Annotated in this window: 13 protein-coding genes; 3 read left to right on the top strand and 10 right to left on the bottom strand. The window is 71.1% G+C overall.

The features are described from left to right. The 7 genes from AC1DP0_RS08710 to ald all read right to left on the bottom strand — a co-directional run. Positions 1-425 (bottom strand): prephenate dehydrogenase/arogenate dehydrogenase family protein (locus tag AC1DP0_RS08710; protein ID WP_478083732.1); only part of this gene is annotated, 425 nt, incomplete at its 3' end. A 46-nt stretch (positions 426-471) separates the two neighbouring features. Then, the gene (locus AC1DP0_RS08705) at positions 472-1,434 is read right to left on the bottom strand and encodes a pseudouridine synthase (RefSeq protein WP_478083729.1); all 963 of its coding nucleotides are present in this window, start codon (positions 1,432-1,434) and stop codon (positions 472-474) included. Further along, on the bottom strand, positions 1,431-2,081 hold the full coding sequence (gene scpB, locus AC1DP0_RS08700) for an SMC-Scp complex subunit ScpB (protein ID WP_478083727.1): 651 nt from the start codon (positions 2,079-2,081) through the stop codon (positions 1,431-1,433). Before scpB ends, AC1DP0_RS08705 begins: the two co-directional genes overlap by 4 nt. Further along, entirely contained in the window at positions 2,074-3,144 is a 1,071-nt protein-coding gene (locus AC1DP0_RS08695; protein ID WP_478083725.1) for a segregation and condensation protein A, read from the bottom strand. The genes scpB and AC1DP0_RS08695 overlap by 8 nt, the downstream gene beginning before the upstream one ends. Positions 3,145-3,158: 14 nt before the next feature. Beyond that, positions 3,159-3,995: a ParA family protein gene (locus AC1DP0_RS08690; protein WP_478083738.1), complete on the bottom strand. Its 837-nt coding sequence runs from the start codon at positions 3,993-3,995 to the stop codon at positions 3,159-3,161. Positions 3,996-4,199: 204 nt separating this feature from the next. Continuing rightward, positions 4,200-5,183, bottom strand: coding sequence for a site-specific tyrosine recombinase XerD (gene xerD, locus AC1DP0_RS08685; RefSeq protein ID WP_478083735.1), 984 nt, complete (start codon positions 5,181-5,183; stop codon positions 4,200-4,202). Beyond that, entirely contained in the window at positions 5,180-6,295 is a 1,116-nt protein-coding gene (ald, locus tag AC1DP0_RS08680) for an alanine dehydrogenase (protein WP_478083723.1), read from the bottom strand. Before ald ends, xerD begins: the two co-directional genes overlap by 4 nt. A gap of 200 nt (positions 6,296-6,495) precedes the next feature. On the opposite strand from ald, the gene AC1DP0_RS08675 reads away from it, so the two are divergent. Further along, positions 6,496-7,107, top strand: a complete 612-nt coding sequence (locus AC1DP0_RS08675; protein WP_478083721.1) for a hypothetical protein — start codon at positions 6,496-6,498, stop codon at positions 7,105-7,107. 108 nt (positions 7,108-7,215) lie between these two features. On the opposite strand, the gene hisS is transcribed toward AC1DP0_RS08675, so the two are convergent. Together hisS and AC1DP0_RS08665 are read right to left on the bottom strand one after the other, a co-directional pair. Further along, positions 7,216-8,601, bottom strand: coding sequence for a histidine--tRNA ligase (gene hisS / locus AC1DP0_RS08670; protein WP_478083719.1), 1,386 nt, complete (start codon positions 8,599-8,601; stop codon positions 7,216-7,218). Then, a complete protein-coding gene (locus tag AC1DP0_RS08665; protein WP_478083716.1) occupies positions 8,598-9,299 on the bottom strand; it encodes an MBL fold metallo-hydrolase in 702 nt (233 codons plus the stop codon). The genes hisS and AC1DP0_RS08665 overlap by 4 nt, the downstream gene beginning before the upstream one ends. 228 nt (positions 9,300-9,527) lie before the next feature. Here AC1DP0_RS08665 and AC1DP0_RS08660 point away from each other — a divergent pair, with 228 nt between their 5' ends. Together AC1DP0_RS08660 and AC1DP0_RS08655 are read left to right on the top strand one after the other, a co-directional pair. After that, the gene (locus tag AC1DP0_RS08660; protein ID WP_478083713.1) at positions 9,528-10,376 is read left to right on the top strand and encodes a peptidylprolyl isomerase; all 849 of its coding nucleotides are present in this window, start codon (positions 9,528-9,530) and stop codon (positions 10,374-10,376) included. Continuing rightward, entirely contained in the window at positions 10,373-12,031 is a 1,659-nt protein-coding gene (locus AC1DP0_RS08655) for a DUF349 domain-containing protein (RefSeq protein ID WP_478083710.1), read from the top strand. The genes AC1DP0_RS08660 and AC1DP0_RS08655 overlap by 4 nt, the downstream gene beginning before the upstream one ends. A gap of 73 nt (positions 12,032-12,104) precedes the next feature. Here AC1DP0_RS08655 and AC1DP0_RS08650 read toward each other — a convergent pair. Next, positions 12,105-13,117: TGS domain-containing protein (locus AC1DP0_RS08650; RefSeq protein WP_478083708.1), on the bottom strand; the 1,013-nt coding region annotated here is incomplete at its 5' end.

Below are 13,117 nucleotides of genomic sequence, written 5' to 3'. Positions count from 1 at the left end.
GCGTGGGGCCCGACGACCCAGGCGCGGCCGTCGAAGAGGTCGGCCCTCGCGGCTGCCGCTCCCGAGCGCTCGCGCCCGGCCATCGGGTGTGACCCGACGTAGCGGCTCGAGTCGGCTCCCGAGTCGAGGACGACGCGCAGGACCGACTCCTTGACGGAGGCGACGTCGGTGACGACGGCGTCGGGCCACCGGTCGAGCGCCGCGACGACGACTCGGGCGGCGACGTCGGGCGGTGCGGCGACGACGACCACGTCGGGGGCGGCGGCCTCGTCGTCGGCCACGTCGCCTGCCTGGAGGTCGCGGGCAAGACGGACGGCCGTCGGAGACGGGTCGTCGAGCGACACCCGAAAGCCGTTGTGGGACAGGGCGATCCCCAAACTGGTACCGATCAGCCCGGCGCCGACGATACGGACGTGCGTGGTCACCACGCCAGCGTAGCGAGCACGCCGTCACCCAGCCGGGACATCTCGATCACAGGCCAGCGGCCTTGTAGAGGGCTCCGATCTCTGCCTTGTTGAGCCGACGCGTGCGCCCGGACTTGAGGTCGGCGAGACGGATCGGGCCGACCTCGGTGCGCACGAGCTCGAGGACGGGGTGTCCCACCGCCTCGAGCATCCGTCGGACGACGTGCTTGCGCCCCTCGTGCAACACGACCTCGACCATGGCCTTGCCGGGCTGGTGGTCGACGATCCGGAACGAGTCGACGCTCACGGGGCCGTCCTCGAGCTCGACGCCCTCCCGCAGCCTCTTGCCGACGTCCCGCTGCACCGGTCCACGGATCGTCGCCACGTAGGTCTTGAGGACGCCGTATGCCGGGTGCTGGAGCCGGTGGGCGAGGTCCCCGTCGTTCGTGAGCAGCAGCAGGCCCTCGGTGTCGGCGTCGAGGCGGCCGACGTGGAAGAGACGCTGCTCGCGGTTGCCGACGTAGTCCTCGAGCGAGACGCGGCCGAGCTCGTCGTGCATCGTCGTGACGACGCCCTTGGGCTTGTTGAAGGCGAGGTAGACGCGGTCCTCGTCGAGGTTGACGCGCACGCCGTCGACGTGGACGACCTGGGTCTGCGGGTTGATCCGCACCCCGAGCTCGGTGACGACCTGGCCGTCGACCTCGACGCGGCCCYGCTCGATGAGGTTCTCGCAGACCCGGCGCGATCCGACGCCACCGGCGGCCATGAGCTTCTGGAGGCGCACGCCCTCCGGGTCGTGGACGTCGATCTCGGGAGCGGCCTTGCGGTCGGGCAGCTTCGTGGGCTGGCTCGCCTTGGTGGAGCCGGCGAACCGCGGCCCGCTGGCCTTGCCACCCCCACCGCTGCGGCCGCCCGCGACGGGCCGACCGGTGCGGCCCTTGCCGCCGGAGCCGCCTCGGGCAGCGGGGCCGCCGGACGAACCGGACCCCTTCTTGCGCGGCTGACGGGGGGACCTGGAGTACTCGCTCATGCGTGTCCTTCCTCGATGAGCTCGTCGATGACGTCGACGTCCGGTAGGTAGGGCGCGAGCGCCGGGAGGTCGTCGAGCGACGACAGCCCCATGCGTTGGAGGAAGTACGGCGTCGTCCGGTAGAGCATCGCACCGCTCTCCCCGAGATCCTCGACCTCTTCGATGAGACCGCGCGACGTCAGCGTGCGCACGACCCCGTCGACGTTGACACCGCGGACGGCGCTGACCCGGGCCCGGGAGACGGGCTGGCGGTAGGCGATGACGGCGAGCGTCTCGAGGGAGGCCTGGGTCAGCTTGGCCTGCTGACCGTCGAGGACGAACTTCTCCACGACGGGCGCGAAGTCGGACCGGCTGTAGACGCGCCACCCGCCCGCGACGCTGCGCAGGGTGAACCCGCGCTGCGCGGCGGCATACTCCTCCTCCAGCGCGTGCAGGTGGGTCTGAACGTCCTCCACGGGCAGCTCGAGCGCCGAGGCGAGCGCGACCTCGGTCACGGGTTCGTCGACGACCATGAGCACGGCCTCGAGAGCCGAGCGGGCGCCCCCCGGGAAGTCGTTGATGTCGAAGGCGATCTGCTCGTCGGCACCTCCCAGGTCGTCGCGGTCCTCGACGGGCTCGCCCGTCCCTTGCGCCGACTGGTCACTCATCGTCTGCTCCTGTCCGTGGGGCGGCGACGCCAACCGGCTCGTCGATCTGCCGCGGGTCGCTGGTCTCCTGCGGGTCGCCGTCGTCGCCATCGTCGGCGCTGCCGTCTTCGTCCTCGTCGAACTCGTCGTCGAACTCGTCGTCGATGGCGATGTCGCCCGCCTCTGTGCCGGTCCAACGGATGTCGAGCTCCCCCAGGGCCTCTGCCTGCTCGAACGCGATGGCGGCCTCCTTGAAGAGCTCGAGCAGCGCGAGGAAGCGGGCGACGATGACGAGCGTGCTGTCGGCGTCGGCGACGAGACTGCGGAACGATACCTGGCCGCGGTGGCGCAGTCGGTCCACGATGATGGCGGCCTGTTCCCGGACGCTGACCTGAGGTGTGTGCAGGTGCTCGAGGCCGACGGTGGGCGCGATCTTCGGCGTCATCGCCCGCGCGGCGATCATCGCGAACTGCTCGGGCGTCACGGCGATGACGAGCTCGGGGAGCAGCTTGGCGAACTCGGGCTCGAGGCCGGCCTGGCGCGGCGTGATGCGCCCGGCCGTGGCCATCCGCTCGCGGAAGGTGTTGGCGATCTCCTTGTAGGCGCGGTACTGCAGCAGCCGGGCGAAGAGCAGGTCACGGGCCTCGATGAGCGCGAGGTCCTCGTCGTCCTGCGGTCCCGCCGACGGGAGCAGGCGCGAGGCCTTGAGGTCGAGCAGGGTGGCGGCGATGAGGAGGAACTCGGAGGCCTGGCCCAGGTCCCAGTCGCTGTCCGTGGCCTGGGCCGCCTTGATGTGGGCGACGAACTCGTCGGTCACCTTGGCCAGGGCGACCTCGGTGATGTCGAGCTTGTGCTTGCTGATGAGGCCGAGGAGCAGGTCGAAGGGCCCCGAGAAGACGTCGAGGTGCACCTCGAACGGCGCCGACGACCGGCGCGTGATGACGCCCCCGGGGGTCAGCTCCTCTGCGGGAGCAGCCGGGGCGGCCGAGGCGGCAGCTCCGGCCTGCGCGACGGCGGCGACCTCGGCGAGGGCAGCGTCGTCGGCGTCGACCGCGAGGCGGCCGACGGTGTCCTGCTCGGTCATCGAATCACTACGGATCAAGCCGCCGCACCGCGCGCGATGAGCTCGCGGGCGAGCTGACGGTAGGCGTTGGCACCCGAGTGGTCCGAGGAGTACGACGTGATCGGCTCGGCCGCGAGCGTCGCGTCCGGGAACTTCACGGTGCGGCTGATCACGGTGTGGAAGACCCGGTCGCCGAAGTGGTCGACGACCGAGCGCACGACCTCCCGGCTGTGCAGCGTGCGGCCGTCGTACATCGTGGCGAGGATGCCGTCGACCTGCAGGCGCGGGTTGAGGCGGTCGGTGATCTTGTCGATGGTGTCGATGAGCAGGGCCACGCCGCGCATGGCGAAGAACTCGCACTCCAGCGGGATGACCACGCCGTGCGCGGCGGTCAGGGCGTTGACGGTGAGCAGACCGAGCGACGGCTGGCAGTCGATGAGGATGATGTCGTACTCGTCGACGACGGGACGCAGCACCCGGGCCAGGATCTGCTCGCGGGCCACCTCGCCGACGAGCTGGACCTCTGCGGCCGACAGGTCGATGTTGGCCGGCACGAGGTCGAGGTTCGGGGTGCGCGTGTGCTGGATGACGTCGCGAACGTCGTGGCCGCGCTCGATCAGCAGGTTGTAGATCGTCGTGTCGAGCTCCTGCGCGTTGACGCCGAGACCGACAGATAGCGCGCCCTGGGGGTCGAAGTCGACGACCAGGACCTTGCGACCCAGCTCGGCCAGGGCCGCGCCGAGGTTGATGGTCGTCGTCGTCTTGCCGACGCCGCCCTTCTGGTTGCACATCGCGATGATGCGCGCGGGGCCATGGCTCGAGAGCAGCCCGGGCTCCGGGAAGTCGGGGAGCGGGCGGCCGGTCGGACCCATCGCGCCAGATCCGGCGGACTCGGTGCCCGGCAGCTGCGCGACCCGAGGGGTGGCGCTGACCGGACCGGGTCGGGGTCGTTCGAGGTCCTCGGACCGCACGGACTGCATGGTGTCGTGTGACTCCTCGTTCACCGGGTGTTCCACTCCGCTCGGCCTTGCCCTGAGATGCTGCGGTCAGCCTCGCGCTGATCACGTGTGACCTTATCAGCGGGCGCGGGGGTGGGCGCCCGCATAGACCTCGCGGAGCCGGTGCACCGAGACCATCGTGTAGATCTGCGTCGTCGTGACGGACGCGTGTCCGAGCAGCTCCTGGACGACTCGCACGTCGGCTCCCCCGTCGAGCAGGTGGGTGGCGAAGGAGTGTCGCAGGGTGTGTGGAGACACGTGCTCGGTGAGGTCGGCCCGCTCGGCAGCGCGCTGGATGACCGCCCACGCCGACTGTCGCGAGAGCCGGGCGCCGCGCTGGTTCAGGAACAGCGCCGGACCGCCCCGTCCGTGCTGGGCGAGGGCCGGTCGACCGCGCACGACGTATGCCGTGACGGCCTCCGCGGCGTAGCGCCCGACCGGGACGACGCGCTCCTTGCCACCCTTGCCGCGGAGGCGCACCGAGGCCGCTCCCGCGCCGGCTGGGGCGCCCGCGGAGGGGGCGGGGTCGGCTGTGTCGATGTCGTCGACGTCCAGCCCCACGGCTTCGCTGATGCGGGCGCCGATGCCGTAGAGGAGCTCGAGCAGAGCCCGGTCACGGAGCGACTCGGGCGTGTCGCCGACGGATGCTGCCGCGAGCAGACGCTCCACGGCCTCGAGCGGGATCGCCTTGGGCAGCCGTGCGGGCGGCTTGGGCGGGGCGACGTTGGCCGCCGGGTCACCGGCCACCTCGCCCTCGAGCGCGAGGAAGCGATGGAAGCCGCGGACCGCCACGAGGGTGCGGGCCGCGGACGAGGCGGCCAGACCGCGCTCGCGCAGCGACGCGAGGAAGTCGGTGACGTCGGCCTCGGTGACGCGGCCGGCCTCGTCGATCCCCTTCGCGGCGAGGAAGGCGGTGTAGGCGCGCAGGTCCCGGGCGTAGGACGTGAGGGTGTTGTCGGAGGCGCCCCGCTCGACCCTGACGTGGTCGAGCCACCCGCGGACGTCGCGCTCGAGGCGCGAGAGCGGTGCCGCGGGTGGCTCGGTGACGACCTGGTCGGTCAGGACAGCGCCTCGTCGAGGCTGACCGACTCCATGCCGTGGGCCTCGGCCACTCCGGCGTAGGTGACGTGACCGTCGTGCGTGTTGAGGCCGAGCCCGAGCGCGGGGTCGGACCGCAGGGCGTCGCGCCACCCCTGGTTCGCGAGCTTCACGGCATACGGCAGGGTCGAGTTGGTCAGCGCGTAGGTCGAGGTGTTGGGCACCGCGCCCGGCATGTTGGCCACGCAGTAGAAGACCGAGTCGTGCACCCGGTAGGTCGGGTCGGCGTGCGTCGTGGCGTGGCTGTCCTCGAAACAGCCGCCCTGGTCGATGGCGATGTCGACGAGCACGGAGCCCGGCTTCATCTGCGAGACCAGCTCGTTCGAGACGAGCTTGGGGGCGGCAGCACCGGGGATGAGCACGGCGCCGATGACCATGTCGGCCTGCAGCACCTGCTCCTGGACGGTGAGCTTGGACGAGGCGAGCCCGTGCACCCGGTTGTCGTAGCGCCAGAACGACATCCGCAGCTTGTCGAGGTCGGTGTCGAGCAGCGTGACGTCGGCTCCCATGCCGAGGGCGATGTTGGCGGCGTTCTGGCCCGAGACGCCCGCGCCGAGGATGACGACCTTGGCGTTGGCCACGCCACCGACACCACCCATGAGCACCCCACGGCCTCCCTGCGCGCGCATGAGCGCGTGGGCGCCCACCTGCGGCGCGAGGCAGCCGGCGACCTCGGACATCGGGTAGAGCAGCGGCAGGCCCCCGGAKGGCAGCTGGACCGTCTCGTAGGCGATGCCCGTGACCTTGCGGGCCATGAGCTCCTCGGTGAGCGGCTTGTCGGCTGCGAGGTGCAGGTACGTGAAGAGGGTCAGGCCCTCGCGCATGCGGTGGTACTCCTCGGCGACGGGCTCCTTGACCTTGAGGACCATGTCCGCCTCGCCCCAGACGTCGTCCGCGGAGCCGATGATGCGGGCCCCCGCCGCGACGTAGGCGTCGTCGCTGATCTGTGAGCCGACGCCGGCGTCCTTCTCGACGAACACGTCGTGGCCGTGATCGGTGAGCTCGTGGACGCCGGACGGAGTGATGGCCACGCGGTACTCGTGGTTCTTGACCTCGCGGGGGATGCCGACCTTCATGGTGCTGCACTTCCTTCCGGGCTGACTCGGCCACGGCGCCGTTGCCGCGGTGAGAAGGGGCCCTCAGGGGCCGCGAGGACACTGTATCCGCGGCCGCGGCGGCCCGGTCAGGTGCCGGCGCAACTCCCCGAGCTCGCCCCGAGCCGGCCGCCCTCGACGCGCAACGTGTGCTTTTGCGTCGTCTTCGCCACCATGGGCGGGTGAAGCTCTACGCAGACACCCCGGCCCGGCGCATGCGACAGCTCCTGTCCGACGTGCTCATGCTGCTCTGGATCGGACTCTGGGTGTATGCCGGGCGCCAGGTCCACGACCTCGTCGAGCAGCTGCGCGCGCCCGCCGACTCGATCACGTCCGCGGGCCGGTCGGTCAACGGCGCCCTCACCGGCGCGGGCGACCAGGCCGGGCAGATCCCACTCGTGGGCGACCAGCTGAGGACGTGGCTGACCCAGGCGGCCGGGTCGGGAACGACCCTCCAGTCGGCGGGGACGTCCATGGCGGATACCGTCGACAGGCTCGCCCTGGGGCTCGGCCTCGTGATGGCGCTCGCGCCCATCCTCGTCGTTCTGGCCGTCTGGCTCTACGTCCGAGTTCGCTTCGTGCGCAACGCGACCCAGTCGCAGCGGTTCATCGACGCCGGCGAGGACCTCGACCTCTTCGCCCTCCGGGCCATGTCGAACCAGCCGATGCGGGCGCTGGCGCGGGTGTCCGAGGACCCCGCAGGTGCGTGGCGGCGTCAGGACCGCGACGTCATCCGGCGCCTCGCCCTGCTCGAGCTTCGCGACCAGGGCCTACGTCCGCCGCCCGGCACCTGACCTCCCCGGCCTTCCGTCGGGAAATGGGCACTCGACGCAGCGGGGCACTCGAGTGCYCAKTTCCCYGCGTCGGGAAGTGRRCACTCGACATGAAGGGAGGTCGAGTGCTCAGTCGACGCGGGTGACCTGCGGGACGAGGTCGTCGGCCGGCGGGGTCCACGAGCGGGCCGACGCCGGGACCTGCTCACCCGAGCGGATGTCCTTGACCTCGTCGCCGGACTCGTCCGCGCCGGGGAACCAGACGTAGGGGAYCCCCCGACGCTCCGCGTAGCGGATCTGCTTGCCGAAGCGCGCGGCCGTGGGCGCCACCTCGCACGCGATGCCGCGCCGTCGCAGCGCCGTCGCCACGGCGACGGCGCCCTCGCGGGACTCGTCGTCGGTCAGGGCCACGAGCACGGCGGCGGGTGTCGACCGGGACGCGGTGACGAGTCCGCGGCCGATGAGCAGGCCGAGGATGCGGGTCACGCCGATGGAGATGCCGACGCCGGGGTAGGTGTTGCGCCCGTCGCTGGCGAGCGCGTCGTAGCGCCCGCCCGAGCAGAACGAGCCCCACGACTCGTGGCCGACGAACTGCGTCTCGTAGACGGTCCCGGTGTAGTAGTCGAGGCCGCGCGCGATGCGCAGGTCGGCGACGAGCTTGCCCGGGGCGTGGGCCATTCCGGTGCGGATGACGTTCGCGAGGGACTCGAGCCCTTCGTCGAGCAGCGGGTGCTCGACACCGAGCGCGCGCACCTGCTCGACGAAGCCGAGGTCGGTCGAGCGGATCGCGGCGAGCGCGAGGCACTGGTCGGCCTGCTCGGGCGTCGTGCCCGACTCGACGAGCAGCGCCTTGACCTTCTCCGGTCCGAGTTTGTCGAGCTTGTCGACGATGCGCAGGGTCCCGATGACGTCGGCGATCCCGATGCCCTGGTAGAAGCCGTTGGGGATCTTGCGGTCGTTGACCTGGATGACGAACTCGCCGACCGGGAACCTGCTGAAGACGTCGGCGATGACGAGCGGCATCTCCGCCTCGAAGTGCGGCGAGAGCTGCCCCACGTCGACCACGTCGATGTCGGCCTGCGTGAACTCGCGGTAGCGGCCCTCCTGGGGCCTTTCGCCGCGCCAGGCCTTCTGGATCTGGTAGCGCCGGAACGGGAAGGCGAGCTTGCCGGCGTTCTCGAGGACGTAGCGGGCGAACGGGACCGTCATGTCGAAGTGCAGCCCGAGCTCGCCGAGGCCCATCTCCAGATCGCCGGTCGCATCGTCGCGCTCGATCCGGCTCACGCCGTAGAGCTCCTTGTCCGCATCACCACCCTTGCCGAGCAGACGATCGAGCGGTTCAACGGCCCGGGTCTCGACGGAGGAGAACCCGTGCAGCTCGAACGTCTCCCGGATGACGTCGAGGAAGCGCTGCTCGACGATGCGCTCGGACGGGAGGTACTCGGGGAAGCCGCTGATCGGCGTGACCTTGGAGCTGGCCTTGGCAGCGGACTTCGAGGCGGGACGCGTGCTCACGCGGGCAAGTCTCTCAGGTAGGGGTTGGTGGCCCGCTCGTGGGCCATCGTCGTGGCCTGGTAGTGCCCGGGCAGCACGAGGGTCGTGTCGGGCAGCGGCATCACGACGTCCCGCAGGCTGCGCTGCATCGCGGCCGGGTCGCCCCCGGGCAGGTCGGTGCGGCCGACGGAGCCGGCGAAGAGGACGTCCCCGGTCACCATCGTGCGGTCGACGTCGACCTGCTCGCGGATGCCGTCCGGGACGCGGTCGACGCCGAACATCACCGAGCCCTCGGTGTGCCCGGGGGCGTGCAGCACGTCGAACTCCATCCCGGCCAGGGTCAGTCGGGTGCCGTCGGTGATCTCGACGACGTTCRTGGGCTCGGTCCAGGTCGCGGCGGCGCCGAACTTCTGCTCGAACATCGCGATGAGCCCCGGGTTGCTGCGACCGAGCAGGTCGTGGAGCCGGTAGCGGTCGTCGGCGTGGATGTAGGCCGCCGTGTCGGACCCGCAGACCGGCGTCACGGAGTAGACGTGGTCGACGTGCCCGTGCGTCAGCAGCACCGCAGCCGGCCGCAGCCGGTGCGCCGTCAGGATCTCGCGAAGCGTCTCCTCGACCCCGACCCCCGGGTCGACGACGACGCACTCCTCCCCCGGCTGCGGGGCGAGGACGTAGCAGTTGGTGTCGAAGGCCTGGGCCGGGAACGCGATCGTCAGCACCCTCGGGAGCCTAGCGAGGACGCGATCTCGGGCAGCCGGCATACGTCCTCGGTGGGCGGCGCCGACCGCGGGGATATGCCGTGTCGGCGCAGTTGGGGAGCGCAATCGCGCCTCGTGGAGGAGATGTCACGGACTCGTGACCCCTCCCGCTGCGCCGACGCCATCGTCGTTCCCTAAAATGACCGGACGCCCGGGGACCGCCCATGTGGCCCGTACGAGGAGAGGTTCGTGACCAAAGAGCAGGAACGCGCACGTGCGCGCCGCCGCCACGAGGAACAGCAGAAGAGCGCCAGGCCGCCGGTGGGCGACTCGACGCGCGACAAGCAGGTCTTCGGTGTGATCCTCGCGGTCATCCTCATCGTCGCAGCCGCCATCATCGTCCCCAGGCTCGTCGGCAGCTCCGACGGGCCCACGCCCGCAGCCGCCTCGACGACTCCCGCCAGCACCGCGACCGGCAATCCGACCGGCGGACTCGCAGCTGGGCAGAAGCTCGCAGCCGGCTGCACGGCGCCTCCGGCGAACCAGACGGCCCCAAAGCAGCAGAAGGAGGTCCCCGCCAAGGCCACGGCTGCCGGCAAGACCTTCGTCGCGACCGTCAAGACGACGTGCGGCGACCTCACCTTCGAGCTCGACGGCGCCAAGGCACCGCAGAGCGTGGCGTCGTTTCTGAACCTGGCCCAGACCGGCTACTGGGCTCCGAGCCCCTGCCACCGCGTCACCACCGAGGGCATCTACGTCCTCCAGTGCGGCGACCCCACCGGCACCGGTCAGGGCGGCCCGGGCTACACCTTCGGCATCGAGAACGCCCCGAAGGACGGGAAGTACCCCACCGGGGTGCTCGCCATGGCCCGCACGCAGGACCCGAACAGCAACGGCGGCCAGTTCTTCATCACCTACAAGGAAACCCAGTTGCCCACCGAAGGCGGTGGCTACACGATCTTCGGGAAGGTGACCAAGGGTCTCGACATCGTTGAGAAGATTGCCGCCAACAAGGCCCTGCCACCCAGCCCGACGGACGGAACCCCCGTCTGCCCGATCAGCATCCTCAGCGTCAGCGTGACGGAGAAGAAGGCATGACCGACATCCAGCAGCCCGAGCCTGACGAGACCACCGACCCCGGGACGGAGACCGGCGTCCCGGCCGGCACGTCCCCGGAGGCCGAGGCACCGGCGCCCGTCACCGAGCCGGAGTCCGCCGAACCGGCCGGGACCGCGCCCGTCGCCGTGGAGACCGAGGAGCCGCCGGCTGCCGTGGCCGAGACCGCGGACGCCCTCGCCTCGGTGAGCAGCACGGAGGCAGCCGACACGGCCGAGGAGACRCCCGCCCAGGAGACGCCCGCCGACGAGACGCCGACCGGACCCTCGCCGGCGAGCATCCCCAAGCCGTCGTCGATCCCGACGCCGGCAGCGCTCGCCAAGGCTGCGCCGCACCCCACCGTGACGCCCCCGGCACCGGCCCTGATCACGACCGACCACTCCGCCTCCGCGGCGTTCGGTCGTGTCGACGAGAACGGCACCGTCTTCGTGCGCACCAAGGACGGCGAGGAGCAGGAGGTCGGCTCCTACCCCGGTGCCACCGACGAGCAGGCGCTCACCTACTTCGCCCGCAAGTACGACGAGCTCTTCGCGTCGGCCGTGCTCCTCGAGCAGCGCCTCTCCCAGCCGGAGGTGCCGTCCAAGGATGTCGCCGAAGGACTCAAGACCCTGGCCGCCCAGGTCAAGGACGCGACCGTTGTCGGCGACCTCGACGCCCTCGCCACCAAGCTCGACGAGATCCAGTCCGGCCTCGCCGCGAAGCGCAACGTCGAGCAGCAGCACCGGGCCGAGGCCCGCGTCGCGGCCACGGCCGAGCGCGAGAAGATCGTGGCCGAGGCCGAGTCCATCGCGGGTCAGCCCGAGAACCGCATCCAGTGGAAGACGAGCGGCGCCCGGATGCGCGAGCTGCTCGACGAGTGGAAGGCCCACCAGCGCTCGGCCACGCGTCTTGACCGCGAGACGGAGTCGAACCTGTGGCAGCGGTTCAGCGCCGCCCGCAACGGCTTCGACAAGGCTCGTCGCAGCCACTTCGCCGGTCTCGACGCGCAGCACGCCGACGCGAAGAGCGCCAAGGAGCAGCTCGTCGCCGACGCCGAGAAGCTCGCGACGAGCACCGACTGGGCGGCCACCGCCGGTGCGTTCAAGCGGCTGATGGACGAGTGGCGCCGCGCGGGCCGGGCCAGCCGGTCCGACGACGACAAGCTGTGGGCCCGTTTCAAGGCCGCCCAGGACAGCTTCTTCGCGGCCAAGGACGAGGTCGTCGCGGTCGAGGAGGAGCAGTATCGCGGCAACCTCGCCGTCAAGGAGGCCCTGCTCGTCGAGGCCGAGGCGATCCTGCCCGTGACCGATCTCGAGAAGGCCAAGGCCCAGCTGCGCGCCATCCAGGACAAGTGGGATGCCGCCGGCAAGGTGCCGCGGTCCGACATGGAGCGTGTCGAGAAGGCCATGCGGCGCATCGAGCAGACCGTCCGTGACGCCGAGGACCGCCGCTGGAAGTCGAGCAACCCCGAGGTCGCGGCCCGCGCACGGGCCATGGTCGACCAGCTCGAGCGTGCCGTCGCCGACCTGCAGGACGACCTCGCCAAGGCCGAGGCGTCCGGCAGCCCGAGCAAGGTCAAGAAGGCCCGTGAGGCCCTCGAGGCCCGTCAGGTCTGGCTCGACCAGGCCCGCGCCGGCGTCGCCGAGTTCGGCGGCTGACCGACGCGCAGCACCCACGAAAAGGCCCGTCCGGCAAGCGAACTCGCCGGACGGGCCTTCGTGTGGGTCACGGTCACATCGTCGACTTGCCGCCGTTGACGCGGTAGACGTCGAAGACGCCGTCGATCCGGCGCACCGCCTTGATGACGTGGTCGAGGTGCGCGGGGTCGCCCATCTCGAAGGTGAAGCGTGAGATGGCGACCCGGTCGCGCGAGGTCTGCACCGAGGCCGACAGGATGTTGACGTGCTGGTCCGACAGGACACGCGTGACGTCACTGAGCAGGCGGTTGCGGTCGAGGGCCTCGACCTGCAGCTGGACGAGGAAGACGCTCGCCGAGCTGGGCGCCCACTCGACGTCGATGAGCCGCTCGGGGTTGGCCGTCAGCTGGTCGGCGTTGGTGCAGTCGACGCGGTGCACCGAGACGCCGTTGCCCCGCGTCACGAACCCGATGATGGGGTCCCCGGGCACGGGGGTGCAGCACTTCGCGAGCTTGACCCAGACGTCGGCCGTCCCGACGACGACGACGCCGGGGTCGCCCGGCTTGCGGCGGCTGGCGGCGCGCGTCGGGACGGTCGCCTCGGCGAGGYCCTCGGTGGCCCCGTCGACCCCGCCCATCGAGGCGACGACCTTGCCGACGACGTGCTGGGCAGAGACATGTCCCTCACCGACGGCGGCATACAGCGCCTCGATGTCCTGGTAGCGCAGGTCGGTCGCGACGGCCGTCATCGACTCGTGGCTCATGAGCCGCTGGAGCGGCAGGTTCTGCTTGCGCAGCGCCTTGGCGATCGAGTCCTTGCCGGCCTCGATGGCCTCCTCGCGGCGCTCCTTGGAGAACCACTGCTTGATCTTGTTGCGGGCGCGCGGGCTCTTGACGAACTGGAGCCAGTCGCGTGACGGTCCGGCGCCGTCGGCCTTGCTCGTCAGCACCTCGACGACGTCGCCGTTCTCGAGCGTCGACTCGAGCGGGACGAGGCGGCCGTTGACGCGCGCACCGATGCAGTGGTGGCCGACCTCGGTGTGCACGGCATACGCGAAGTCGACCGGAGTGCCGCCCACGGGGAGCGCGACGACCGACCCCTTCGGCG

The sequence above is a fragment of the Terrabacter sp. P5_B1 genome (assembly GCF_056400505.1).
This window is presented reverse-complemented; position numbering and strand designations above follow the sequence as displayed.

Bases quoted from the DNA above. Each gene is read 5' to 3' on its own strand.
- scpB (WP_478083727.1), bottom strand. From the start codon at position 2,081: ATGAGTGACCAGTCGGCGCAAGGGACGGGCGAGCCCGTCGAGGACCGC.
- AC1DP0_RS08695 (WP_478083725.1), bottom strand. From the start codon at position 3,144: ATGACCGAGCAGGACACCGTCGGCCGCCTCGCGGTCGACGCCGACGAC.
- AC1DP0_RS08690 (WP_478083738.1), bottom strand. From the start codon at position 3,995: ATGGGTCCGACCGGCCGCCCGCTCCCCGACTTCCCGGAGCCCGGGCTG.